The following is a 24,383-nucleotide window of genomic DNA, read 5'->3' on the forward strand; positions in this document are numbered from 1 at the left end:
GGGCGCGCGGATAGGGTGGAAGGTCCCGCCGGGGGAGTTCGGGGAGGTTCGGGGCGTGAGTGGTGCGGGTGCGGGGACCTGGAGTATCGGGGAGCTTGCCGAACGGGCCGGCGTGACGGTGAAGACCGTACGTTTCTACTCCGACGGCGGCCTGCTCCCCGAAGCCGGCCGCAGCGGCGGCGGCCACCGCCGGTACGGCCCCGAGGCCCTCGAACGGCTGCTGCTCATCCGCTCGTTGCGCAGCCTCGACCTGCCCGTCTCCGACGTGGGCCGGGTGCTGGAGCAGGACGACCTGCGCGACGGCGTGCTCGAAGACGCCCTCGCGGACCGGCTGCGCGACGTCGGCTCCCAACTCGCCGCCCTCCGCTGGCGCGAGGCCGCCCTCCGGCTGGTCCACGACTGCCCGCCCGGCGAACGCGCCGAGCGCCTGCGCCTCGTGGGCGGCGTGTCCGCGCCGCCCAGCACCGCCCCGATGGCGCGGTTCTGGCGCGGGCTGCTCCCGCCGCGGCTGTCCGTACGGCTGCGGTCCGCCATCGTGGACGAGGCCGTGCCCCAGCCGCCCGCCGACCCGACTCCCGCCCAGGTACTGGCCTTTGCCCAGGTGCACGCCCTCGTCGGCGAAGTCCTCCCGTTCCTCGGATCCTGCCGCCCCGCCGTCCGCGAGACCGAGGGCAAACGGCACCCCGACGTCCTGTACGAGGGGCTCGGCGAGGCGTACGCACTGGCGTCCGCCGATCTGCGGGCCGGGCGGACCCCCGGCCGCGGGGCCGCGCTCGACGCGTTCGTCGGCGCCCACGCAGACGCCCGCGGACGCGCCGACACGCCCGGGTTCAGACAGGAGTTGAGGGGACTGCTCGACCGGACCGCGGAGCCCTTCCTCGACCGCTACTGGGACCTGGCCGCCCAGGTGAACGCCCCGCCGCAGGGGTCGGCCGCGCCCAACATGGGCGCCGCGCACACCTGGCTGCGCGCCGCCCTGGACGGGGACACGGAAGCCGGTCCGGTGCCGGTCACGGGCCTTCGGCCGGCGTAGGCGGGATGGTCCCCATGGCGTACGCACCGGAGGCCGGCCCGGAGGAGAACGGTTGTTTGCCGGGCGTTAATCCGATCTACTGCTGAGGTGCCTGCGGCGCAGGCATATGCAGAAACCGTTGTGCGGGGCGGGTGCATCCGTGCCGGGGCGCGGGTGCAACCGAGCGCCGGTGCAACGGAGCCCCGGTGCAACGGACCCCTGTGCTGCCGAGTGAATGTGCAACCGAGCCCCTGGAGGGACGATGAGTGCGGATCCGGTGAAACGACGCGGCCGGAGGCGGCCGCCATCACACCGGCGCAAGGCCATGGGCGGCAAACGCCCGCTGCTGGCCTTCCTCATCGCAGGCTTCCTGCTCGTCGGCGCCTTCGCGGCCACCGGCATCGCCTGGGACCCCTTCCCGGCCGGCGGCCGGGCCGAGCGCAGCACCCCGCAGATCGGCGAGCCCTGGACCGGCGGACCGGCCGACGGGCGCGGCGGCGGCCCCGGCGGCGCTGACGTCACCGACCCGGTGCCGGGCGGCTCCGCCGGTCCCACGGGCCCGGGCCGCACCGAACGCCCCGTCGTACCCCCGACCGGCGCCCCCAAGGGAGCGCGGCCGTCCACCGGGGCGCTGCCCTTCGACCTGCCCGCCCCCGCCAAGCTGCGCAAGAGGGGCAAACTGGTCTTCGCGCACTACTTCACCCCCTACCCGCTCTCCCTCGACAACGCCCGCTCCGACCGCGACTACTACACGCGCAACTACCTCAACCCGGCCGGGGAGAGCGGCAAGCACCAGAGGTACGGCGGACTGCTGCGCGACCGGCCGCTGCCCGTGGCTCCGAAGGCCGGCAACTGGGAGCTGGCCAACCTGAAGGAAGAGGTACGCACCGCCCGCGCGGCCGGGCTCGACGGGTTCACCCTCGACATGCTGTCGCTCTCCGGCAAGAACTGGGAGCGGTCCACCATGCTGCTGGAAGCGGCCCGCTCGGTGGACCCCGCGTTCAAGATCATGCTGATGCCGGACATGACCTCCCTCAACACCGACCCGGCCGGCCTCGCCAACTCCCTTGCGAAGCTCGCTGCTTCGCCCGCGGCGCACCGGCTGTCCGACGGCCGGCTGGTGGTCTCGCCCTTCAAGGCCGAGGCCAAGCCGGTGTCCTGGTGGCGCCAGGTCATGGACGACCTGCGCCGGCGGCACGGCATCCGCACCGCACTCGTCCCGCTGTTCCTCGACTTCGGTGCGCACTCCGGGGAGTTCGCGCCCATCAGCCACGGGTTCTCCGAGTGGGGCAGCCGCAGTTACGTCGGCCAGGAGAGCGCGACCCGGGACGTACGCCGCGCCCACGGCATGGGCAAGATCTGGATGCAGCCGGTGTCCGTCCAGGACGCCCGACCCAACCAGGGCATCTACGACGAGGCCGGCAACACGGCCACGCTCCGCTCCACCTGGAACCACGCCATCGACGACGGCGCGGACTGGGTCCAGCTCACCACCTGGAACGACTACTCCGAAGGCAGCCACTTCGCACCCTCGCTGCACAACGGCCACACGTACCTGGACCTGACCTCGTACTACCTGACCCGCTTCAAGACGGGCAGCTGGCCGAAGATCGTGCGCGACACGCTGTACCTGACCTCCCGGGTCCAGTTCGCCTCTGCGGACCCGACCGGCCGCCAGTCCCTGGTCATGTCCCTGCGCCGGGGCTCCGCGGTCGCCCGCGACCGGGTGGAAATCCTCAGCTTCCTCACCGCCCCGGCCACCGTCCGCACGAGAACGGGCGACCTGACCGGCTCCCACCGGGCCCCCGCGGGCGTCCACGCAGAACTGCTCCCCCTGCGACCGGGCACGAGCGCAGCGAGCGTCGAGCGGGGCGGCCGACCCGGCGTGAAGGTGGAGTCCCAGTACCGCGTCGAACGGGTCGTCGCGGTACAGGACCTGCAGTATTACGGGGTGGGGGGAGGGAGGGGGTAGGGGGCGGGGTGTGTGGGGGGCGGGTTTGGGGTCGTGGGGCGGGGTCGGTTGCGGTCGATCCGCCCTCGGTGCGCTTCTTTTCCCCCCTGGCCTTGTTGCTGTGGGGCAGCGTCTGCCCACCACCCCCAAAGTGGGGCGGGGTCTCACCGTGCGGGGTTGGGGTGGGGCGGTGTTGTGGGGGGCTCCGGGGGGTGCCCGCATGTCTGATGGTCCGGCCGTCCCGGCGGCCGGTGTCAAGGGCGCTCCCTTCGGTCGCGTCGCTGCGCGATGGCCCTGCGGGCCACCCTTGACTCCGGCCGCCGTGCCGTCAGTCCCCAGACTTGCGAGCACCCCCCGGAGGGAAAGCCGGTCACGGGGACGGCGACACCAAGCGACAGGGTCGGAAAGGCTGGGCCGGGGTAGGGGTGAGCCTGCGCCCTCACGGGCGAAAGACCCGCCCACGATCGCTACGTGCCCCATCCCGGTCCGCGGCGGCCGGTCGGCTCGTGGCCGGGCAGAGGCCGCCCACGATCGCTACGTGCCCGAGGCCGGTCGGCGGCCGCCGGTCGGCTCGGGCTGGGCAGAGGCCGCCCACGGTCGCTAGACGCCTGATCCGGGGCGGCGGCTGCCGGTCGGCGTGTGGCCGGGGGCGAGGCGCCCCGGATCGCTACGCGCCTAATGCCGGTCGGCGGCCGCCGGGTGGCTTGTGGTTGGACACAAGCCGCCCACTACCGCTACGCGCCCCGTGCCGGTCGGCGCCTGCGGCCTGGGATCAGCCCCCCGACGCAGGCAGGTTCGTGCCTGACGTCAATTGCGTTCGGCGGAACCGCATACCGCTGCCCGAACGGCGGTCCGATCGCCGTATCGAACCACGGCGGGCGGGCCGCCAACGTGCCCGAGCCCCCCACCAGTGCCTCGGCATCTGGATGCCTTGTACGGGTGGTGCGGGTGGGAGAACATCCCCCGCGCGGAGCGCGGGGGCAGTCCCACCGGCGGCCAGCCGGACACGAAAGCCCCGCCCGGCACGGGCAGGCGCACCTGCACGGCGAGCGGGCCGCCAGCGTGCCCGGGCCCACCACCAGTGCCTCGGCATCTGGATGCGTTGTACGGGTGGTGCGGGTGGGAGAACATCCCCCCCGCGGAGCGCGGGGACAGCCCCACCGGCGGCCAGCCGGACCCGAAAGCCCCGCCCGCCACGGGCGCACCCGCGCGGAGCGCGGGAAGGCCAGCGGCGGCCCGCCGGGACGCGACCGCCCGCCCGGCACGGGCGACACCGCGACCCCGCCCGCCAAGCGCAGCGGACTGGCATGATCGGCACCGGCACCGACCCGGTGCAGCCCTCCGCCCCGGCGGCCGCACACGGCCCACGCGGGGGAGGGGCGTGGCGAGGCCGTACGACTTCGGAGGCGACTGGCGTGACCGAGATGAACACCGTGGCCGAATTCCCGCAGGGAAGCGCGCTGTTCCGGCTGGATCCCGGGATTGCGCATCTCAACCACGGCTCGTTCGGGGCCGTTCCGATACCCGTGCTGGAGGTGCAGGCCGGGCTGCGGGCCGAGTTGGAGGCCGATCCCGATGCCTTCTTCCTGGCGGCGCCCGACCGGATCGAGGCCGCGCGGGGGCGGGTGGCGGCGCATCTGGGGGCCGATCCCGCCGGGATTGCGTTCGTGTCCAATGCCACCGAGGCAGCCAACGTGGCGCTGGCGGCGCTGTCGCTCGCGGACGGGGACGAGATCCTCGTGACCGATCACGGGTACGGGACGGTGAGCGAGGCGGCCGCGCGGCGGGGGACGCTGCGGACGGTGGTGCTGGATCCGGGGCTGCCCGACGAGGAGGCGGTCAGCGAGGCCGTGCTGGCCGCGGTCACCCCGCGGACCAAGGTGGCGGTGCTCGACCACATCACCTCGCCGACGGCGCGGATCGTGGCCGGGCCGCGGCTGCTCGCGGCGCTGGCCGAGCGCGGGGTGACCACCGTGGTGGACGGGGCGCACGCGCTGGGGATGCTGCCGGACCCGCTGGCCGGCGGGGCGGACTTCTGGTTCGGGAACCTGCACAAGTGGGGGTACGGGCCGTCCGGGAGCGCGATCCTCGCGGTTGCGCCGCGGTTCCGGGGGGCCGTGCGGGCCCTCGTCCCCTCGTGGGAGGACCACCACGGGTTCCCGAAGAACGTCGAGAACCGGGCCACCGCCGACTACACCGGCTGGCTCGCGGCCCCGGAGGGCCTGGACGTGCTGGCGCGGCTCGGCGCCGACAAGGTGCGGGCGCACAACAGTGCGCTGGCCGCGCACGGCAGTGCGGTGCTCGCCGAGGTGGCCGGGCTCGTGCCGCTGCCGTTCAGCGAGGGGGTGGCCATGCGTACGCTGCGGCTGCCGGCGGGTGTCGCCGAGGACCTGGCCGGGGCGCGTGCGCTGCGCATCGAGGTGTTCGAGCGGCTTCGGGCCCGGGTGAACACCTTCGGTTGGCCGGGCGGCGGGGGGCTGCGGATCTGCGGGCAGATCTACAACCGGCCGGAGGAGTACGAGCGGCTGGCGGAGGGCCTGGCGGGCCTGCTGGGCTCCCGCTGACGGCCGTCGCGCGTACCCGTCCCGTCCGGCACCGGCTCGCGGGCCCCTACGGGGTTCCCTCCGCGAGCCGGTCGGCCAGCGGGGTGCGGCGGTAGAGGACCTGGCGGCCCTGGCGGGCGCGGGACACCAGCCCGGTGGCGTGCAGCACGCGCAGGTGCTGGGAGACCGCGCTGGGGGTCACGCGCAGGCGGCGGGCGAGTTCCACCCCGGGCTGCGGCTCCGCCAGCAGGGCCAGGAGCCGGGCCCGGGGGGCGCCGAGCAGGGGGACGAGGTCGGGGCCGGCGGGGGAGGGGGCCGGTTCGCCGGTCCACAGGGTCGCCACTCCTCGGCTGGGGTAGAGCAGCGAGGGCGGCTCCTCCGGGCCCACGGGCGGAGCGGGTTTGTGGGCGAACACCGAGGGGGTCAGCAGCAGTCCGCGGCCGCCGGCCTGGGTCTCGTAGCCGCAGATGGTGCGGTGGATGCGCAGGAAGCCCCGGGAACCGGTCTCCTCCCAGCGGATGTTGGGGTGCATGTCGGCGAAGAGGAGGCGGGCGCCGCCGCGGGCCAGCTGCCGGGCCCGGTGGGTCATGTCGGCTTCGGCCACGAGCCTGATCTGCGGCCAGAACGGTCTGACTGCCAGCTCCCAGTAGGCGGAGAGGAGTGTGCAGATGCGGTCGTGGAGGGCGGCGAGGTTCCCCGCGCCGTCGGCGGCCGTCTCGCGCAGGGGGCCGGGGAGCGGGTCGGGGGCGTGGGCGGCGAGCAGGTCGCGGCGGACCACGTCGGGCGGGGTCCGGCGGACCGCCGCGAGTTCTTCTTCGAAAGAGGGCTCGAAGGAACGGGGGCGGGGGGTGAGGAAGTCCGGGACGGTGAGGCGGTCCGCCACCAGGGACATCAGCAGGGCGGTGTCCAGGCCGCCGAGCCGGGGGAGGACGGACCTGCGCCAGGGGAGGTGCAGGGCGGATATGCCCGGATCGCGCAGCACCCGCAGGCTCAGCACGGTCTCGCCGATGGGCGAGAGGGCGAAGCGGGTGTGGGCGAGGTCCTCCACGCCCAGCTCGAAGCTGATCACATTGATCATTAAGCCGTACGCTACATCAGTTGGCAGGCGGGTGGGGGGTCGCGTGGACTTCACCCATGTCCACGTCCCTGACCCTGCCCCCGCCCCTGCCCACGCCCCCGTCCCTGCTTTGCTCCGCCGGGCGCGCCGGGGACACCCGGTGAGCCGGCGGCTGCTGCTGATCCTGTCCGTCACCTGTGCCGTGGCGGTCGGCAACCTGTACTTCCCGCAGGCCGTGGGGCCGCTGATCGCCCACGGGCTGGGGGTGTCCGCGGACACCGCCTCGCTCGTGGTGACCGGCACCCAGATCGGCTACACCGCCGGGATGGTCTTCGTGGTGCCGCTCGGCGACCGGCTCCGCCACCGGACCCTGCTGGTCGTCATGCTCGCGCTGACCGGGCTGGCCCTGCTGGCCGCGGGGCTGGCGCCGGCCCTGCCGCAGCTGGTGGCCGCGAGTGCGCTCGTCGGGCTGACCACGGTGGCGGCGCAGATCATCGGGCCCATGGCGGCGGGTCTGGTGGCCCCCGACCGGCGGGGTGCCGTGCTCGGCACGCTGCTCAGCGGCTCCACCGGGGGCATGCTGCTGGCCCGTACGTTCAGCGGGGTGCTGGGGGAGTGGCTGGGCTGGCGGGCGCCCTACCTGGTGGCCGCGGCCGTGGTGCTCGTCCTGGCCGCCGTGATGGCGCGGGTGGTGCCCGACACCGGAGTCCGGGCGGACCGGCAGCCGTACGCTTCGTTCCTGGTCGAACCCTTGCGGCTGCTGCGGGCCGAGCCGGAGCTGCGGCGGTCCTGCCTGTACCAGGCCGCCGCGTTCGGAGCCTTCTCCGCCGCCTGGACCTGTGTGGCGCTGCTGCTCGACGGGCCGGTGTACGGGCTGGGGGCGCACGCCGTCGGGCTGCTCGCCCTGGTCGGCGGGGCGACCATGCTGTGCACCCCGTACGCGGGGCGGCTCGTGGACCGGTACGGGCCGCGGCCGGTGAACACGGTCTCCCTGTGCGGGATCCTCGGATCCGCCGCGGTCCTCGCGTTCGGCGGGCTCGGCGGGGCGGTGGGCCTGGTCGCGCTGGCCGCGGGCACGCTGCTGCTCGACGTCGCCATGCAGTGCGGTGCGGTCGCCAACCAGGCGCGGGTGTACGCGCTGCGCCCCGATGCCCGGGCCCGGCTCAACACCGCGTACATGACGTGCGCCTACACGGGCGGCACGGTGGGCTCCTGGCTGGGCGTACGGGCGTACGCGGCCCTCGGCTGGACGGCGGTGTGCGCCCTGGTGGCCGTGCTCGCCGGAGTCGCGTTCGCCCGCCATCTGGTCCCGCGGCGCAGTCCGGCGCCGGCCGTGCCCGCCGGGAGCCGGGAGCCGGCGTAGGCCCGGCCCCGGGCCGGGCCCGTCAGAGGGGGGCGAGGACCTCCTCGTGCGCGCCGTCGAGGACGAAGCCGTTGTCGAAGCGGACGCGGGCCGTCACGCGGCTGCCGCCCTCCTGGTGGGCCGCCCACTCGGGCTCCAGGGCGGCGACCTCCTCTTCGAGCCGCTTGCGGCTCTCCGCGGGCATGGTGTGGCCGTAGTCGCCGAGCAGCGACCGGAGCCGCTCGTACTCCAGGACCCCGTGGCCCGGCGGGCGCTGCCCGTCCACCCGTTCGACGGTGCCCTCGGTGCCCGCCCCCAGGGACAGGAACCCGACGGTGGCCCCCGCGGGTCCGGCGACGGCCTCGGCCAGCCCCAGGTCCTGTGCCAGCCGTACCCGCTGGCCTTCCCTCAAGCCCATTCGTTCCCTCGTCCCTCGGCTCGGGCCGCCGCGACCGGGTGCCCGGACGCGTTCAGGCGCGGCGCAGCAGGTAGGTGTCCATGATCCAGCCCTTGCGGGCCCGCGCCTCGGTGCGCAGCTCCTCGATCCGTGCGGACACCTCGGCGAGCTTGCCCGAGACCAGGATCTCGTCGGGGGTGCCGACGTACGCGCCCCAGTAGATGGTGAGGTCCTGGTCGAGGTGGCGGGTGAAGGCGTGCCGGGCGTCGAGCATGACCACCACGTCGTCGGCGTCCTGCGGCCAGCCCTCGGCCAGCCGGCGGCCGGTGGTGATCTGGACGGGGCGGCCGACCCGGTTCAGGTTGGTGCGGTGCCGGGCCAGCAGGGCGGAGATGCTGCTGATGCCGGGGACCACCTCGTACTCGAACGCCACCCGGCCGCGCTCGGTGACCTCTTCGAGGATCGCGAGCGTGGAGTCGTACAGCGAGGGGTCGCCCCACACCAGGAAGGCGCCGGTGCCGTCCTCGGCGAGGTCCTCGGCGATGAACCGCTCGAAGATCTCCGCGCGGGCGCTGCGCCAGCCGTCGACGGTCGGGGCGTAGTCGGCCGGGGTGCGGTCGCGGTCCGGGTCCCGGCCCTCGACCAGCCGGTGGCCGGGCCGGGCGTGCGCCGCCAGCATGGCGCGCCGCAGGCCGGTGAGGTCCGCCTTCTCCTCGCCCTTCTCCAGGATGAGGAACGCGTCCGTGGCCCGGATCGCCGCGACCGCCTGGAGGGTCAGGTGGTCGGGGTCGCCCGCGCCGATGCCGATGACATAGAACTTTCTCACCCCGCCGAGTCTGCCCCATGCCGCCGGGGGGCGGGAGGCCAGGTCCCGCTATCCTCCGGGCATGCGCGTCGCCCTGTTCGTCACCTGCGTCAACGACGCGCTGTATCCGCGGACCGGCATCGCCGTCGTGCGGCTGCTGGAGCGGCTCGGGGTGGCGGTGGACTTCCCGGCCGCGCAGAGCTGCTGCGGGCAGCCCGCCTACAACTCCGGCTACCGGCACGAGACCGAGCCCCTGGTACGGCGTACCGCGCACGCGTTCGAGGGCTACGCGTACGTGGTCACCCCGTCCGGCTCCTGTGCGGCGATGGTCCGCGAGCAGTACCCGCGGATCGGCCGGAAGGCGGCCGCGGAGGGGCGGGGCGGCGAACTGGCCGCGCTCGCGGACTCGCTCGCGCCGCGGGTGTACGAGCTCACCGAGTTCCTCCTCGACGTGCTGGGCGTGACCGACGTCGGCGCGTACTTCCCGCACCGCGTCGCCTACCACCCCTCCTGCCACGGGCTGCGGGCACTGGGGCTGGGGGACCGGCCGCGCCGCCTGCTGGCGGCGGTGCGCGGCCTGGAGGAGGCGGAGCTGCCGGGCGCCGAGGAGTGCTGCGGCTTCGGCGGCACCTTCGCCCTGAAGAACCCGGACGTGTCGGCCGCCATGGGCGCGGACAAGGTGCGTGCGGCGCAGGCGTCGGGCGCCGAGGTGCTGTGCGGGTCGGACAACTCCTGCCTGGCGCACCTCGGGGGCCTCCTGCGCCGCCGCGGGGCCCCGCTGCGCACGGTGCACCTCGCGGAGGTCCTCGCCGCCACGGAGGCGCAACCGTGGCCCGGCGGCGGCCCGCTCCCGGACCGGGCGGGCCCGCGCTCCGGGCAGGAGGGGCGGCGGTGAGCGGCACCTTCCTCGGCATGCCGGCCTTCCCGCAGGCCGCCCGGGCCGCGGTGCAGGACCGGGCGCTGCGCGCCAACCTGCGGCACGCCACGCACACCATCCGCGAGAAGCGGGCCCGGGCCGTGGCCGAACTCGCGGACTTCGCACGGCTGCGGGCCGCCGGCCGGGCCGTCAAGGACCACACGCTCCGTCACCTCGACCGCTACCTCCTCCAGTTGGAGGCGGCCGTGACCGCGGCGGGCGGCACCGTGCACTGGGCCGCCGACGCCGCCGAGGCCAACCGGATCGTCACGGAACTGGTCCTCGCCACCGGCGAGCGGGAAGCCGTCAAGGTCAAGTCGATGGCCACCCAGGAGACGGGCCTCAACGAGGCGCTGGCCGAAGCCGGGATCAGGGCGTACGAAACCGATCTCGCCGAACTCATCGTGCAGTTGGGCCACGACCGGCCCTCGCACATCCTGGTGCCCGCCATCCACCGCAACCGGGCCGAGATCCGCGACGTCTTCCGCGCCGAGATGGCGGACTGGGGGCGGCCGGCCCCCGAAGACCTGGGAGACGACCCGCGCGAGCTCGCCGAGGCCGCCCGGCTGCACCTGCGCGAGAAGTTCCTGCGCGCCAAAGTCGGCATCTCCGGGGCCAACTTCATGGTCGCCGAGACCGGCACCCTCGTGGTCCTCGAATCCGAGGGCAACGGCCGGATGTGCCTGACCCTCCCCGAGACCCTCATCTCGGTCGTCGGCATCGAGAAACTCGTCCCCACCTTCCGGGACCTGGAGATCTTCCTCCAGACCCTGCCGCGCTCCTCGACCGCCGAGCGGATGAACCCGTACACGACCATGTGGACCGGGCTGGGCCCAGCGCAGGGGGCCGACGGGGACGGGCCGCGCGCCTTCCACCTCGTCCTCCTCGACAACGGCCGCACCGACACCCTCGCCGACGAGGTCGGCCGCCAGGCGCTGCGCTGCATCCGCTGCTCCGCCTGCCTCAACGTCTGCCCCGTCTACGAGCGGGCGGGCGGGCACGCGTACGGCTCCGTCTACCCGGGCCCGATCGGCGCCATCCTCAGCCCCCAGCTCCGCGGCACGGGAAGCGAGATCGACGCCTCCCTGCCCTTCGCCTCCACCCTGTGCGGAGCCTGCTACGAGGTCTGCCCGGTCGGCATCGACATCCCCGAGGTCCTCGTCCACCTGCGCGAACGCATCGCGCAGGGCGGCCCCGTGACCCGCGCCGGGGTACGGGTCCGGATCCGGCCCGCCCGCGGACACGCCGCCGAACGGGCCGCCGTCCGCGCCTCCCGCCTCCTCCTCGACCGCCCCGGCGCCCTGCGGGCCGGGGAACGGCTGCTGGCCCGCGCCCGCCGGCTGCGCCCCCGGCGGCTCCCCGGCCCCGGCCGGGCCTGGACCGACACCCGGGAACTGCCCGACATCCCCGCCGAGTCCTTCCGCGACTGGTGGCGCCGCGAACGGGAGCCGCGCACATGACGAGCCGCGACCTCATCCTCGCCCGGATCCGCCGGGCCCTCGCCGACGCGCCGCCCGCACCGCCCGTACCCCGCGACTACCTCCGCGTGCACGCCGACCGCACGGACGAGCAGCGCACCGCCCTGCTCGCGGAGAACCTCGCCGACTACCGCGCCCGGGTGCACCGCACCGACGAGGCGGGACTGCCCGCCACCCTGGCGCGGCTGCTCGCGCAGGCCCGCACCGTCCTCGTGCCGTCCGGCCTGCCGCCGGCCTGGTCCGCCGCCGCGGCGGCCGCCGGCGCCGCCCTCCTGGAAGACCGGCCCGGGGACACCCCCGCGCAGCTCGACCGGGTGGACGCCGTCCTGACCGGCTGCGCCCTGGCCGTCGCCGAGACCGGCACCCTCGTGCTCGACGGCGGGCCCGGACAGGGGCGCCGCCGCATCACCCTGGTACCCGACCACCACGTGTGCGTGGTCCGCGTCCCCGCCCAGGTCGTCGACTCCGTACCGCAGGCACTCGAACGCCTGGACCCGGCCCGGCCGCTCACCTGGATCTCCGGGCCCTCCGCGACGAGCGACATCGAACTCGACCGGGTGGAGGGTGTCCACGGCCCCCGCACCCTCGATGTGGTCCTCGTCCGGTCACAATGAGCCCATGCCCACGCACATCGCACTGACCGCGCTCGTCGTCGCCGACTACGACGAGGCCATCGACTTCTACACCCGGGCCCTGGGCTTCGAACTCGTCGAGGACACCCCGCGCCCCGACGGCTCCCGCTGGGTCGTCGTCCGGCCGCCCGGCGCCACCGAATCGGCCCTGCTGCTCGCCCGCGCCAAGAACGAGACCCAGCGCGCCCGGATCGGCGACCAGACCGGCGGCCGCGTCGGCTTCTTCCTCCACACCGCCGACTTCGCCACCGACCACACCCGCATGACCCGCGCCGGCGTCCGCTTCCTGGAGGAGCCCCGCCACGAGCCGTACGGCTCGGTCGCCGTCTTCGAGGACCTCTACGGCAACCGCTGGGACCTAATCCAGCCCGCCGAGTAGCCGCGGCGCCTCGGCCGCCGCGTCCACGGGAGCCGCGGCGGCCGCCACCCGCCCGGCCAGCTCCCGGGCCCAGCCCACGATCCCGGGTACGTCGATCCCGAACGCGGGCTCCCGCCCCTCCAGTCCCTGCGCCCCGCGCAGCAACAGCCGCGCCCCGCCGACCGCGTTGCCGCGCGCCGCGTGCGTCAGTCCCACCGCCAGCTGCGCCAGTCCCCGCCACAGCGCGGCCTCCGCCTCCGGCCGCGACTTCCAGGCGTCCTCGAACACCTCGTGCGCGTGGAAGGGCAGGCCCGCGTCCAGCAGCCGCTGCGCCTCGCGCACCGTCTCGGCCGGCGCGCGCACCACGCCCTCCGGCTGCCGCGCCACGCCGGGCTCCCCGTACGCCAGGGGCCGCCCCAGCCCGTCCCGGGGCCGCGCGTTGCGCGCCCTGCCCGCACCGTCCCGGTCCCGCCCGTCCGTCCCGCTCATCCCCCCATCCTCCCCTGTCCGCCGCGTCGCTCCCCGCCTCGCGCTCCGCCCCGACCCGCACCGACCCGCACCGAACCCGCCCGGGACGATCACCGGTGCCCGGGCACCCCCCGGCGTGGGGTAATGTTCTTCCTGCACGCCGACGCGGGGGAAACCCCAGGTCAGCGAGTATCGGGACGTGGCGCAGCTTGGTAGCGCACTTGACTGGGGGTCAAGGGGTCGCAGGTTCAAATCCTGTCGTCCCGACTTTTCGAAGTCGCAGGTCAGGGTCCGTTTCAGAGTCATCTGAAACGGACCCTTGGCCGTTTTCCGGACCAGTTGGGGCGCTCCCCGGCTGCCGCGCCCGGCCGGGCCTCCCGGAGTGCCCGCGCCGCTAGCATGTTCGGGCTCACGAGGTTCCCCATGATTCACACATCGGCTGAGAAATTGATATCTAAAGTATCGCGGGTGTTTTCGCGGACAAACGGAACGGACGGCCGCGCCGCGTGGCGGCAGCCGCGGGTGCTGCTGTGGGCCGCGGTCGGCGTGGTGGCCGTCGGATTCCTCGTCGCACTGGAGATCGCCGCACGCGGGTACGGCATGCGCGGCCCGATCGTGGACCAGGCGCGCGAGGTCGTGTTCGCCCCCAAGTCGGGGACGGTCCTCTACGCCGCCATGGCCCTGATGACGGTGGTGCTCACCTGGCGCCAGCGGTTCATCGCGCTGGGCGCCGCGATCGGCATCGACCTCGTCTTCTGGCTCGTGCGGTGGGCCCTGGGCGCCGAGATGATGCACGGCACCGGGGCCCTGTGGGTGACCCTGGGCTGCGGAGTCCTCGCCCTCACCCGCCGCACCGGCGCGGAACGGGCCCTCCTGCTCAAGGGCGTCGGCCTGGCCCTGCTGCTGGTGACCGGCCGCAAGACCGGCTACACCTGGCTGCTGATCACCTCGAAGACCCGCCCGACGGTCCTGGACCAGTACGTGGCCACCGCCGACCACGCGCTCGGCAACCCCTCGTGGGTGGCGGGCCGGATCGTCGAGGCCACCGGGGCCACCGGCGCCTGGATCCTGGAGTTCGTCTACATCCAGCTCGCCGTGGCCGCGGTCGCCGTCGCGCTCTACCAGCTGCGCAACGTCGCGAAGGAGCGCCGCTTCCCCGGCCACCACCTGGTGCGCACGTTCCTGGTGATCGGCCTGCTGGGGCCGGGCATCTACATGATCTACCCGGTGGTCGGGCCGATCTTCGCCTACGGGGCCGACGGCGGCCACTGGGCGGTGGCGAACCTCTGGCCGCACACCCCGTCCCCGGTGAACACCCCCCTCCCGATGCCCTTCGACGAGGTCACCCCGCGCAACTGCATGCCCAGCCTGCACACGGCCTGGGCCACCGCGATCTTCATCCACTCCCGGAAGGGGCCGCGGGCCCTGCGCTACGCGGGCACGTTCTGGCTGATCGCCACGCTCGGCGCCACCCTGGGCTTCGGCTACCACTACGGGGCGGACATCATCGCCGGCGTGGTGTTCACCCTCACGATCGAAATCGGGCTGCGCGCCCTCGACCGCGGCTGGGACAGGCGCGGCCTGCGGCTGGCCGGCTACGGAGCCGTGGTCTTCGCCGCGCTCCTGGCCTCGTACCGCTACCTGCCGGTGCAGATGGCGGGCACCCCCTGGCTGTTCGGGCCGCTGCTCGTGCTCTCCATGGCCTCGGTCGTCTACGGCTACGTACGGATCGTGCGGATCTGGGAGCGCGAGGGTGCACCGGCGCAGCTGCCGCACCCCCGCCGCGAAACCCAGCCCGAGCTGGTCTGAACCCCGCCCCCGCCCCTCCCGTTCAGGCGGCGGGGGCGGGATGCCACTCGGCGAGGAGGATGGTGGCGTCGTCCGCCAGGTGCCCGTTGTGGTGGGCGAGGATCGCGCGGACCAGGCGCCGCAGGGCCTCCGGCGCCGGCTCACCGGCCGCGGTGGCACGGATGACCGAATCGACCAGCCGGCTCTCCCCGAAGCGCTCGCCCGAGGCCGAGCGGGCATCGGTGACCCCGTCCGTGTGGATCAGAAGGCGGTCACCCGGCTCCAGCTGAGCGTGGTGGACGTGGAAGTCCTCGGGGCCGGTGCGCTCCGAGGGCAGGCCCAGGGGCAGCTGGGCAGGACGTTCGAGCGCACCGTGCAGCACGTGCTGGCGCCGGATGATCATCGGCGGGGGATGGCCGCAGTTCACCCACGCCAGCGCCCCGGTGGCCAGGGCCAGGTCGGCGAACACCCCGGTCAGCAGGCGGTCGGGAAGCCACTGGCCGAGCGCCGCGTCGATCGTCGTCGCGATCTCGGGGAGGTCCCCGCCGGCCCGCCTGGTCGAACGGCAGCCGGCCATCGCGACGGCCGCGCACAGGCCCGAGGCCAGGTCGTGGCCCATCGCGTCCACGACGCTCAGATGGAGCACGGTGGACGTGAGGGACTGGTCGAAGGCGTCCCCGCCGATCTGGTAGGCGGGCTCGAGGATCGCGCTGGAGGTCGCCTCCGGACAGCCGATGGTCCGCGGCGGCATGAAGGCCCAGGCCAGTTCGGCCTGGAGCAGCATCGGCCGGGACCGGGTCAGGCGCGAGACGAGATCGCTGGAGTGGCTCTTGGCGGCGATCAGCTGCCCCAGGAGCGAGGCCAGCGTCTTGCACTGCTCCAGCGCGGTGGACTCCAGGGCCGACGCCGTCAGCCGCAGCACGCCCAGCCGCTCCACCCCGTCGACGAGCGGCAGCCACAGCACCAGGTCGCTGCCGGAAGCCAGCTGCACGGTGCCCGTGCGGTACGCCCACCCGGCCAGCGAGCCGTCCACCGCGACAGCCGCCTCTTCCTGCTCCGCGGGAGCCGGTCCCGGCTGCCCCTCCCGCCCCGACTGCGCCGCCACCGGGACGTGCCGTGCGCCGCGGTCCGGCACGGGCACGAGGCGCAGCTGCTGGAGGTCGGAGAGGAAGATCACCGCATCGTTCATCCCGACGGCCCGGGCGGCCGTACGCGCCATGCCCGGCAGGTCGCCCGGCCCGAGGCGGTGGCTGTCGGCCAGCAGGCCGGCGAGGAGGGTGCCGAAATCCGCGTCGTCCATGACGGAGCCACTCAGCCCGGGTCCATGTCCTCCGGATAGTCCGGGCACTGCGGGTAGCCGGCGCGCTCCGGGCCGTCCGGGTCGGGCCCGTCGCCGTCCTCGTCCGTGCTCACGAGGTCCTCGTCCGTGGTGACGAGCTCGATCTCCCACTCGTCGGCGTCCGCGCCACCGGGGCCGTCCGCCTCCTCGGGATCGTCGGGCTCCTCCTGGGCCAGGGCGAGGGCCAGGTGCTGGAGGATCTCCTCGGTGGTGTGCTGCGGGTCGGTGCCGTCATGCGCGTCGGCCAGGGTGTCGAAGGCGAGCAGGAAGCCGTTCACCAGCGCGCTGAGCGGCTGCGAGAGCTGCTCCAGCACCGCACAGCCCGCCTCGGCGGCCGTGGCCCCCACGGGGACGAGGAACTGCTCGGGGATGGCATCGCAGAGCAGGTCGGAGACGAATGCGTCCTCCGCGCCCGACCTCGTGGCGGTGAGGGCGGCGATGGCTTTGAGCTTCACATCGTTCTCGTTCATGACCGCCTGCGTCCTGTCGTCGTGACCGTGCGCCGCGTGCACGCGCTTCGTCTTCCGCGTCTGTCCGGGGCCGGGGCTCCGAAACGCGGCGGGCGGCACCGGGCGGGCACGCGGGACACTGGTCCCATCAGGAGGTCTGCCATGGGTACAGCTCACGAAGCAGCAGACGTGCCGGGCTACGAGGTGGTCTTCGAAGCCGCGGACGGGACGGCGGAGGACGTGCTCCGGCTGACGCGCACCGGAGACGCCGGACCGGGCGGGCACCCCGTCTACGCGGACAGCACCGGCATCGTACGGGCGGAGATCAGCGACCGCGGCGAGGTCAGGGTCCTGGCCACCGGCGGCGGGCAGCGGGCCGCCCGGGTGCTGCGCGCGCGCCCGCTCGGCTGACGCGCAGGGATGCGCGCCTGCGCCCGCCCGCTCGGCTGAGGGGCGACTGACGGGCCCTGCCGGTGCGCCTCACGGCACCAGCAGCGTCTTGATCATGCCGTCTTCCTTCGCCTGGAACCGCGCGTACGCCTCCGGAGCCTCCTCCAGGGGCAGCCGGTGGGTCGCGAAGCCCTCCACCCCCAGCGAGTCCTCGTCCGTCAGCAGCGGGAGGATCGCGTCGGTCCAGGCGCGCACGTTGGCCTGGCCCATGTGCAGCCGGATCTGCTTGTCGAACATCGTCAGCAGCGGCATCGGGTCCACGGCGCCGCCGTACACCCCGGAGACGGAGATCGTGCCGCCGCGGCGGACGATCTCGATGCCGGTGTGCAGTGCGTCGAGGCAGTCGATGCCGGCGTGCTCCATCAGCGGTCGGGCGAGCGCGTCCGGCAGCCGGGCCGTCATCTTCTGGGCGAGCGAGGCCCCCGTGTTCCCGTCGGCCTCCATGCCGACGGCATCGACCACCGAGTCCGTGCCCCGCCCGTCGGTGAGCTCCCGGACCGCCTCGACGAGACCGGAACCGTGCTCGCGCAGGTCCAGGGTGTGCACCCCGCGGCTGCGGGCCCGTTCCAGCCGCGCGTCCACCCGGTCGACGCCGACGACCAGCCCTGCGCCCCGGTGCAGGGCGATCCGGGCCGCCATCTGCCCGATCGGCCCGAGGCCGAGCACGGTGAGGGAGCCGCCCGGGGGCACCTCCGCGTACTCCACGGCCTGCCAGGCGGTGGGGAGCACGTCCGAGAGGTAGACGTACCGCTCGTCGGGCGGCCCCTCCGGCACCTTCACGGGCAGGGTGTCCCCGAACGGGACGCGCAGGTACTCCGCCTGCCCGCCGGGGACCTGTCCGTACAGCTTCGTGTAGCCGAAGAGGGCCGCGCCCTTGCCGTGGGCGCGGACCTGGGTGGTCTCGCACTGGGAGTGCAGGCCCCGGGCGCACATGTGGCAGGTCCCGCAGGACACGTTGAACGGCACCACCACGCGGTCGCCGCGGGCCAGGGTGCGGACCTCCGGCCCGGCCTCCGCCACGGTCCCCATCGCCTCGTGCCCCAGGATGTCCCCGGGATCGAGATAGGCCCCGAGCAGCGAGTAGAGGTGCAGATCGGAGCCGCAGATGCCGGTCGAGGTCACCTTGACGACGATGTCGGTGGGCTCCTCGATCCGCGGATCGGCCACCGTCTCCACCCGTACGTCCTCGCGGCCTTGCCAGGTCAGTGCGCGCATGGGAACTCCTCCTCGGGCCCTCGGGTCACTCGTACGGGTGGGCGCGTGCCCGAACGGTCCGGCCGTATGCCTGCGCCGCCGGAGGCGGTGGCCGCGCGGACGAGTGCGTGCGGTGCCTGCTCATGCCCCCCGCGGACCCTGCTCGCGGCCCCCGCGCCTACCCGGCGCCGCCGCGGCCGCGGCCGGGTCCGGGGCTGCGGGGCGGCGCGGGCGGGGGTGCGGGCTGCCCGGGGTCCTCGGATCCGGGGCCGTCCGGGTCGAGCACGTGCACCGCCGCCTCCTCCGCAGAGGCGGCCCCGCCGTCGATCCCCGTGTCGTGGGCGAGCACGGAGATGTGCCGGTCCGGCGGGGACTCCTCGACGGCCGCCATCCGACCGGCCCGCTCCCGGCCGGCCGTGGTCCCGTCCCCGCCGGGATCGGCGGTGAGGTCCTCGCCCGGCTCGCCGCCGCCCCCGGGCCCGGTCCCCAGCCCGTCCGCGGCGGGGGACGCGTAGCCCGCCCCGCCCCCGCCGGGTTCGACGTCGAGGTCCTCACCGGGGACGGCCTCCGACCCGAGGCCCGCCTCCGCCGCGGTCCCCGGCGAGGCGCCGGGCCCGGCCGCTCCGCCGGTTTCCGCCTCCTCCTGCTCCTCCTGCTCCTCCTGGGCGAGGCGCTGGTCCAGGGTCTCGCCCGCGCGCTGCTCCCCGGCCGTCGTGCCGTGCCGGGTCACCGCCACGGGGCGGTCGGGCGGGGAGTAGCCGGTGTCCAGCGTCTCGTCCGCCCCCGGCTCCCCGAGGGCGTTCTGCATGTCCGGCTGCGATTCGCCCGGCTCCGCCTCTTCCTGGGGCTGGTAGACCTCGTCCCCCTGGTTCTCGGTCCCGCTCATGGCCTGTCGCCTTCCCTCCGGGTCTTCCGGGCCCATCCGCTGCGGGCGGTGGCCCGCGCTCGCCGCGCGGCTGCCCGCAATCCGCACGCCGATGCACCTCGCCTGCTCACCGGGTGCGCGGGTGCCCGGGTGCCGGCGGGGTTCACATGCCTGCGGGCCGGGACTCGTCCTGGTCGGGCTCGGCTCCGGGCCCGGGGGAGGGGCAGGCGTCGAGCAGGTCGAGCATCTGCTCCAGGACCGTGCCGAAGTCCTGCCAGGGGCCCGCCGTGGCCTCGTCCGCACCACGGGCCGCCCCGGCCCGGTGACTGTTCGCGGTGGCCGCCATCGTGATCCACTCCTCCGCCGCCTCGACTGCCCGCCGCGGCCGGCGAGGCCGGGTGCGCCGCCGACCGCGGGGAAGAGCGGCTGCCCCCGATGGGGGCTCCCATGCCCGGCCGGTCGCCGCGTGCATGGCTGCGCCCCGTACCGGGAAGAGTCCCGGTACGGGGCGTGTGCGTGCGAGCCGCGCCCCGGCCAGATCCCGAGGCGGGGGCCCGCTCCCACCGGTCGAACTAGTCGACCGGCTTGCCGGGCTGGTCGTGGGTGGAGCAGTGGATGCCGCCGCCCCCGGTGGCGATCGTGTCGATCGAGACGGGCACGATGTCCCGCTTGGGGAAGTGCTCCTGGAGGATGCCGCGGGCGCGGTCGTCTGCCTTCCGGTCGCCGAACTTGGGCATGAACACCGAGTCGTTGGCCACGTAGAAGTTGGCGTAGGTGGACAGGAAGTCGTCCCCGCGGCCCGTGATCCGGTCCGGGTCGGGCTGCGGCAGGTCGATCACCTCGAAGCGGCGGCCGCGGGCGTCCGTGGACCGGCCGAGCACGGACTTCGCCTGGTCCGAGGAGCGCGACCAGGAGTCGGCCGGAGTGCCCGGGAAGGCCCGGTCCAGCAGGATGACCCCTGGCTCCGTGAACCGTACGAGGCTGTCGACGTGCGCGTCGGTGATGTCCTCGCCGCGCACCCCGGCCAGCCAGATCACCTTCTCCACGCCGAGCAGGTCCATGAGCTCGTCCTCGATGCGGTCGCGGCTCTTGCCGCGGTTGCGGTTGTCGTTGACGATCGAGCTCTCGGTGATCAGCAGGGTGCCCTGGCCGTCGGTCTCGAAGGAGCCGCCCTCCGCGGTCAGCGGGGCCTGGATCCGGGGGATGCCGTACTTCGCGAGCAGGGTCCGGCCGACCTTGCCGTCGTTGCCGTGCTCCTGCTTGTTGCCCCAGCCGTTGAAGTTGAAGTCCACGCCGGTGACCTTGCCGTGGTCCTCGACGAAGACCGGCACCGTGTCCCGGGCCCACAGGTCGTCCACGGCCAGCGGGACGACCTCCACCTGGGAGCCGCATGCCCGCTGGGCCGCCGCGGCCTGGTCGGGGCGGGCCATCATCACCACGTACTCGTACTCGGCGATCGCCCGGGCGACCCGCGCGATGTCCTTCCGGACGTACGGCAGGTCCTCCTCCCATACGGACTCCAGTGCGGGCCAGGACATGAAGGTGCGGGCGTGGCTCTCCCACTCGGCGGGCAGCCGCAGCTCCCCCTCGGAGCGGGCGGCCCGTACGGCGGAGGAGGCGGACGTGCCGGAGGAGCGGCCGCCCGCGTCGCCGGGCCCGCACGCCGAGGCGCCGAAGGCGAGGACGCCCGCCCCGGCGAGGGTGCGCAGGGCTGTGCGGCGGGAGGGGCGGAGGTCGTACATGGGGGCTCCGTTCGTCGGCGTACGGGACGGGGGATCCGGCGGTGAGGCGCGGTGCGGTCGGGAACGCGGGTGCCCCCGCGGGAGCGGGTGCGGGTGCACGGGTGCCGTGACGCGGGGGCGGTGAGGCGGATGCGGCCGGCGGGGAGCCGGTCGCACCCGGCGTGACCAGGGTGCGTTCCCGTGTCGTCGACTGCGGGGACCGCGAGGGCGGATCCGTCCTTCGTGTCGCCACTCTGGCACTGACTGAAAATTCAGTCAAACCGTGGGACGGTTGAGGTGCTCGATTTCCACGGCCACCGCTTCGCGCATCAGCTCGCGGGCATGGGTCAGCCGCAGGATGCCGCTCAGCCAGCGGGTGCTCAGCCCCTCCAGCAGGGCCGTGAGGCGCTCCGCGGAGGCCGTGAGGGAGGGGGCGGGGGCCGTCGGAGCGGACTGCGCGAGGAGTTCGGCCACCTCGTGCACCCAGGTCAGCCCGGCCCGGGCCAGATCGGCGCGGAGTTCCGGGTCGAAGACCGCGCTGGCCCGGAACTCGCCCCAGGCCGTGCTGTTCTCCCGCACCTCGGGCGCGTCCTGGAACTCCAGCAGCAGGGTCTGCACCAGCTCGCGCCGGGGGTCGGAGGGCTCCGGCGCGCGGTCCTCGCCGGCGGTGTAGCGGTCCGCCCGGTCGTTGATGAACTCCAGCGTGTGGCGCAGGACTCCGGCCCGGTCCTTGAAGTGGTAGTAGACGAGCGCCGTGGACACCCCGGCCTCGGCCGCGAGCTCCTCCATGCGCAGCCCCCGCACCCCGCGCCGGGCCATGACCCGCGCGGCTCCTTCCAAGATCGCCGTACGGCGGTCCGTCGACACTGGTCCCCTCCTGGTGGTCTGTACCAGCAGTGTCGCATATTGACTGAAACTTCAGTTAGGGGCAGCATGCCTCCGACCCGCCCGTCCTCCCAGACCTCCCCGCACCCCTTTTCCGTACCGCCGAAAGAGCCACCGCATGTCCGCTCGACTCACCGGTCCCGGCGCCGTGCCGGCCCCGGCCCACGAGGCCTTGTCCGCCGACGACCCCCGCGAGATCGGGGGCTACCGTCTGCACGCCCGGCTGGGATCGGGCGGCATGGGCGTGGTCTACCTGGCCCACACCCCCGGCGGCCGGCCGATCGCCCTGAAGGCGATCCGGGAGGAGTTCGCCGCCGACCCGGAGTTCCGCCGCCGGTTCGCCCGGGAAGTGGCCAGCGCCCGGCGCATCCACGGCCTGTACACCGCCCAGGTCGTCGACTCGGGCGTGGACGCCCGGACCCCGTGGCTCGCCACCGCCTACGTGCCCGGGCCCTCCCTCCAGCAGGTGGTCCAACGGCACGGCCCGCTCCCGGACCGTACGGTGCTGCTGCTCGTGGCCGGGGTCGCGGAGGCGCTCCAGGCCATCCACCAGGCCGGGGTGGTCCACCGGGACCTCAAACCCGCGAACGTGCTCGTGGCCGCGGACGGCCCCCGCGTGATCGACTTCGGGATCGCCCGGGCCGCGGACGCGAGCGCCCTGACCGGGACCGGGCTGCGGATCGGCACTGCCGCGTACATGGCCCCCGAACAGGCTCTCGGCCTGCCGGTCACCCCGGCAACGGACGTCTTCGCGCTCGGGGCCCTCGCGGTGTACGTGTCGGGCGGCGCGCCCCCCTTCGGGGCCGGGCCGGAATCGGCCGCACTGTACCGGGTGGTGCACGAGCAGCCCGACCTCGGCCGGGTCCCCGCCGGGCTGCGGGACCTGATCGCCTGGTGCCTGGCCAAGCGGCCGGAGGCCCGACCGGCGACCTCCGAGCTGATCGCGGCCGTCCACGCGCATCCCCTGCTGGGGCCGCGCTGGGACTCCTCGCAGGGGTGGCTGCCGCAGGCGGTCGGGCGGGAGGTGGGGGGACGGGAGGTCGGGGGCGGGCCGGGGGCGGCGGGGCCGGGGGCGGCCGAGGGGCGTGCGGCGGACGGGGCGGGGGGCCGGCGGGTGCCGGCCCCGGGCGCGGTCCCGGAACCGGTGCCCGTGCCGGTTCCTGCGCCGACGCTGGTGCCGGGCGCGGCCCATGCCCAGGCCACGCTCGCCGCTCCCGTCCCGGACCCCGGCCCCGGCCCCGTCCCCGCTCCCGCTCCCGATCCCGATCCCGCGGAGGGTCCGTACGGCGGCACCGGACCGGGCGCCGTCACCCGCGGCCCGGCGGCCCGGCACGGTGCCGGTGCGGGGTCCGGTGCCGGGACGCAGTCCCCGGCGCGGCGGGCGCGGCGGGGTGCGCGCGGCCGGCGGACCGTGCCGGTCCTGGCCGTGGCGGTGGCCGCAGGGCTGGGTCTGGCCGGAGCGGGGGCCGCGTACCTGTACCTGCCGGACCGGGCGGGGGAGCCGGCGGCCGCGGCGGACCGCACCCCCGGGCCGGCGGCCGACGCCGCGGACACGACGGGTCCCGATGCGGCGGGTACGGGCGCACCCTCGCCCGTGGTCTACGTCCCGGGCGCGACCGGGGTGGAGCTGACCGCTCCCGACGCGAGCTACGAGTTCGACCTCAGGGCCGCGAAGGTGGTGCCCGCGGACACCGCCGCCTGGTACCTGGCGTGGGAGAAGGGCGCCTTCCTCGTCCCCGAGGACGGCGACGCCTTCGCGGCAGCCGGGGACGAGCTCGGGCCCGCGGAATGCGTGCGCGGGATCGAGACCCGGCCCGTCACCACGCTGGCCTTCGAGGACCTGAGCGGCGAGCAGCCGTTCTGCGTACGGAGCCCGGACGGGAAGGACATCGCGGTCGTACGCCTGCTCGCGGCGGAGCCCGAAGGCGGGGCCGTCACCGTGGCGGTGGACCAGTACCACCGGCGGGCCTGAGCCGGTGACCGGGGCCGGGGGCGGGGGCGGGCCGCGGGGCCCCGGTAAGGTTCGGGGCATGGCGTCTCGCAGCACTCAGATCCTCGAAGCGGCCGCCCGGGTGATCGCCCGGCGCGGGGTCCGCGGGCTGCGCGTGGAGGAACTGGCCGCGGAGGCGGGCGTGTCCACGGCGTTGATCTACTACCACTTCAAGGACCGCAACGGGATCCTGCGCCAGACGCTGGAGTTCATCAACGACCGTGCCGAGCGCTACACCACCGAGCGGGACCCGGACGCCGAGCCGCTGAGCCCCCGTGAGGAGCTGGAGGAGACGCTGCTGCTCGAACTCCAGGACACGGTCGAGGTGCGGGAGAACAGCACGGCCTGGGGCGAACTGCGGGCCAGCGCGGTCTTCGACGAGCTGCTGCGGGAGGACCTGGCGAGGGCCACTCTGGTGTGGGTGCAGGAGGTCGCGGCCCTGCTCGGGCAGATCCGGCCGATGGCGCCGGCGGCGGCGCTGGCGTCTGCGGCGGAGCGGCTCACTGCGCTGCTCGAAGGGCTGAGCATGCGGTGGCTCAGCGGGACGTTGCAGATCGGGCATGCGCGGACCCTGATGCGCGAGGCGATCGAGGCCGAACTCACCCGCCTCACCCCCTGACCCCGCCGTCTCCCACCCCCGGCTCCGCCCGGACCCGCGCCTGATTCGCCGGCGGGGCCGGTTTCTGCCCGCCGTGGCCGACGGCTGAACAGCGGGCTCGGACCGGGCACGGCGGGAAACTTCC

At 74.7% G+C, this 24,383-nt stretch carries 23 protein-coding genes and 1 tRNA gene; 13 read left to right on the top strand and 11 right to left on the bottom strand.

All coding sequences use genetic code 11. From position 1 onward, the window contains the following. The first annotated feature begins 55 nt into the window (after positions 1–55). The 3 genes from ACZ407_RS16855 (at position 56) to ACZ407_RS16865 (ending at position 5,527) form a co-directional block, all read left to right on the top strand. Positions 56–1,033, top strand: a complete 978-nt coding sequence (locus ACZ407_RS16855) for a MerR family transcriptional regulator (RefSeq protein ID WP_468128842.1) — start codon at positions 56–58, stop codon at positions 1,031–1,033. A 304-nt stretch (positions 1,034–1,337) separates the two neighbouring features. Further along, positions 1,338–2,984 (top strand): glycoside hydrolase family 71 protein, encoded by a 1,647-nt coding sequence (locus ACZ407_RS16860; protein WP_468128843.1) that lies wholly within the window; start codon positions 1,338–1,340, stop codon positions 2,982–2,984. A gap of 1,403 nt (positions 2,985–4,387) precedes the next feature. Further along, positions 4,388–5,527 (top strand): aminotransferase class V-fold PLP-dependent enzyme, encoded by a 1,140-nt coding sequence (locus tag ACZ407_RS16865; RefSeq protein ID WP_468128941.1) that lies wholly within the window; start codon positions 4,388–4,390, stop codon positions 5,525–5,527. A gap of 46 nt (positions 5,528–5,573) precedes the next feature. Here the strand turns inward: ACZ407_RS16865 and ACZ407_RS16870 are convergent, their stop codons facing one another. Next, on the bottom strand, positions 5,574–6,575 hold the full coding sequence (locus ACZ407_RS16870) for an ArsR/SmtB family transcription factor (protein WP_468128942.1): 1,002 nt from the start codon (positions 6,573–6,575) through the stop codon (positions 5,574–5,576). 148 nt (positions 6,576–6,723) lie between these two features. On the opposite strand from ACZ407_RS16870, the gene ACZ407_RS16875 reads away from it, so the two are divergent. Further along, the gene (locus tag ACZ407_RS16875; RefSeq protein WP_468128844.1) at positions 6,724–7,926 is read left to right on the top strand and encodes an MFS transporter; all 1,203 of its coding nucleotides are present in this window, start codon (positions 6,724–6,726) and stop codon (positions 7,924–7,926) included. A 22-nt stretch (positions 7,927–7,948) separates the two neighbouring features. Here the strand turns inward: ACZ407_RS16875 and ACZ407_RS16880 are convergent, their stop codons facing one another. Further along, positions 7,949–8,323 carry a hypothetical protein gene (locus tag ACZ407_RS16880; protein ID WP_468128845.1) on the bottom strand — a complete coding sequence of 125 codons (375 nt, stop codon included), beginning with the start codon at positions 8,321–8,323 and terminating at the stop codon, positions 7,949–7,951. 52 nt (positions 8,324–8,375) lie between these two features. Beyond that, entirely contained in the window at positions 8,376–9,128 is a 753-nt protein-coding gene (gene cobF, locus ACZ407_RS16885; protein ID WP_468128846.1) for a precorrin-6A synthase (deacetylating), read from the bottom strand. A gap of 61 nt (positions 9,129–9,189) precedes the next feature. Here cobF and ACZ407_RS16890 point away from each other — a divergent pair, with 61 nt between their 5' ends. The 4 genes from ACZ407_RS16890 to ACZ407_RS16905 are packed head-to-tail and all read left to right on the top strand — an operon-like array spanning position 9,190 to position 12,512. After that, positions 9,190–10,002, top strand: coding sequence for a (Fe-S)-binding protein (locus ACZ407_RS16890; protein ID WP_468128847.1), 813 nt, complete (start codon positions 9,190–9,192; stop codon positions 10,000–10,002). Next, a complete protein-coding gene (locus ACZ407_RS16895) occupies positions 9,999–11,483 on the top strand; it encodes a lactate utilization protein B (RefSeq protein WP_468128848.1) in 1,485 nt (494 codons plus the stop codon). Before ACZ407_RS16890 ends, ACZ407_RS16895 begins: the two co-directional genes overlap by 4 nt. Continuing rightward, a complete protein-coding gene (locus ACZ407_RS16900; RefSeq protein ID WP_468128849.1) occupies positions 11,480–12,115 on the top strand; it encodes a LutC/YkgG family protein in 636 nt (211 codons plus the stop codon). Before ACZ407_RS16895 ends, ACZ407_RS16900 begins: the two co-directional genes overlap by 4 nt. Positions 12,116–12,119: 4 nt before the next feature. Next, entirely contained in the window at positions 12,120–12,512 is a 393-nt protein-coding gene (locus ACZ407_RS16905) for a VOC family protein (protein ID WP_468128850.1), read from the top strand. On the opposite strand, the gene ACZ407_RS16910 is transcribed toward ACZ407_RS16905, so the two are convergent. Continuing rightward, positions 12,492–12,980, bottom strand: coding sequence for a DUF309 domain-containing protein (locus ACZ407_RS16910; protein ID WP_468128851.1), 489 nt, complete (start codon positions 12,978–12,980; stop codon positions 12,492–12,494). The genes ACZ407_RS16905 and ACZ407_RS16910 overlap by 21 nt on opposite strands. Positions 12,981–13,152: 172 nt before the next feature. On the opposite strand from ACZ407_RS16910, the gene ACZ407_RS16915 reads away from it, so the two are divergent. After that, positions 13,153–13,226, top strand: a tRNA-Pro gene (locus ACZ407_RS16915). A 258-nt stretch (positions 13,227–13,484) separates the two neighbouring features. Then, on the top strand, positions 13,485–14,768 hold the full coding sequence (locus ACZ407_RS16920) for a phosphatase PAP2 family protein (RefSeq protein WP_468128943.1): 1,284 nt from the start codon (positions 13,485–13,487) through the stop codon (positions 14,766–14,768). 22 nt (positions 14,769–14,790) lie between these two features. Here the strand turns inward: ACZ407_RS16920 and ACZ407_RS16925 are convergent, their stop codons facing one another. Further along, complete coding sequence (locus tag ACZ407_RS16925; protein ID WP_468128852.1) at positions 14,791–16,047, bottom strand: PP2C family protein-serine/threonine phosphatase; 1,257 nt, start codon at positions 16,045–16,047, stop codon at positions 14,791–14,793. Positions 16,048–16,058: 11 nt separating this feature from the next. Continuing rightward, entirely contained in the window at positions 16,059–16,556 is a 498-nt protein-coding gene (locus ACZ407_RS16930; protein ID WP_468128853.1) for a hypothetical protein, read from the bottom strand. A 141-nt stretch (positions 16,557–16,697) separates the two neighbouring features. Between ACZ407_RS16930 and ACZ407_RS16935 the strand changes: the two genes are divergently transcribed. After that, entirely contained in the window at positions 16,698–16,946 is a 249-nt protein-coding gene (locus tag ACZ407_RS16935) for a DUF6296 family protein (RefSeq protein ID WP_468128854.1), read from the top strand. A 69-nt stretch (positions 16,947–17,015) separates the two neighbouring features. On the opposite strand, the gene ACZ407_RS16940 is transcribed toward ACZ407_RS16935, so the two are convergent. From ACZ407_RS16940 to ACZ407_RS16960, 5 genes are all read right to left on the bottom strand, one after another. Then, complete coding sequence (locus ACZ407_RS16940) at positions 17,016–18,200, bottom strand: alcohol dehydrogenase catalytic domain-containing protein (protein WP_468128855.1); 1,185 nt, start codon at positions 18,198–18,200, stop codon at positions 17,016–17,018. Between the two features lie 157 nt (positions 18,201–18,357). After that, positions 18,358–19,065, bottom strand: coding sequence for a DUF5709 domain-containing protein (locus ACZ407_RS16945; protein WP_468128856.1), 708 nt, complete (start codon positions 19,063–19,065; stop codon positions 18,358–18,360). A 142-nt stretch (positions 19,066–19,207) separates the two neighbouring features. Continuing rightward, the gene (locus ACZ407_RS16950) at positions 19,208–19,390 is read right to left on the bottom strand and encodes a hypothetical protein (RefSeq protein WP_468128857.1); all 183 of its coding nucleotides are present in this window, start codon (positions 19,388–19,390) and stop codon (positions 19,208–19,210) included. Between the two features lie 226 nt (positions 19,391–19,616). Next, positions 19,617–20,786 carry an agmatine deiminase family protein gene (locus tag ACZ407_RS16955; RefSeq protein ID WP_468128858.1) on the bottom strand — a complete coding sequence of 390 codons (1,170 nt, stop codon included), beginning with the start codon at positions 20,784–20,786 and terminating at the stop codon, positions 19,617–19,619. 255 nt (positions 20,787–21,041) lie between these two features. Next, entirely contained in the window at positions 21,042–21,632 is a 591-nt protein-coding gene (locus tag ACZ407_RS16960; RefSeq protein WP_468128859.1) for a TetR/AcrR family transcriptional regulator, read from the bottom strand. Positions 21,633–21,768: 136 nt separating this feature from the next. Here ACZ407_RS16960 and ACZ407_RS16965 point away from each other — a divergent pair, with 136 nt between their 5' ends. Both ACZ407_RS16965 and ACZ407_RS16970 read left to right on the top strand, forming a co-directional pair. Then, on the top strand, positions 21,769–23,622 hold the full coding sequence (locus ACZ407_RS16965) for a serine/threonine-protein kinase (protein ID WP_468128860.1): 1,854 nt from the start codon (positions 21,769–21,771) through the stop codon (positions 23,620–23,622). Positions 23,623–23,680: 58 nt separating this feature from the next. Then, positions 23,681–24,259, top strand: a complete 579-nt coding sequence (locus ACZ407_RS16970) for a TetR/AcrR family transcriptional regulator (RefSeq protein WP_468128861.1) — start codon at positions 23,681–23,683, stop codon at positions 24,257–24,259. Positions 24,260–24,383 lie beyond the last annotated feature (124 nt).

The organism is Streptomyces sp. NPDC030809 (assembly GCF_055572195.1).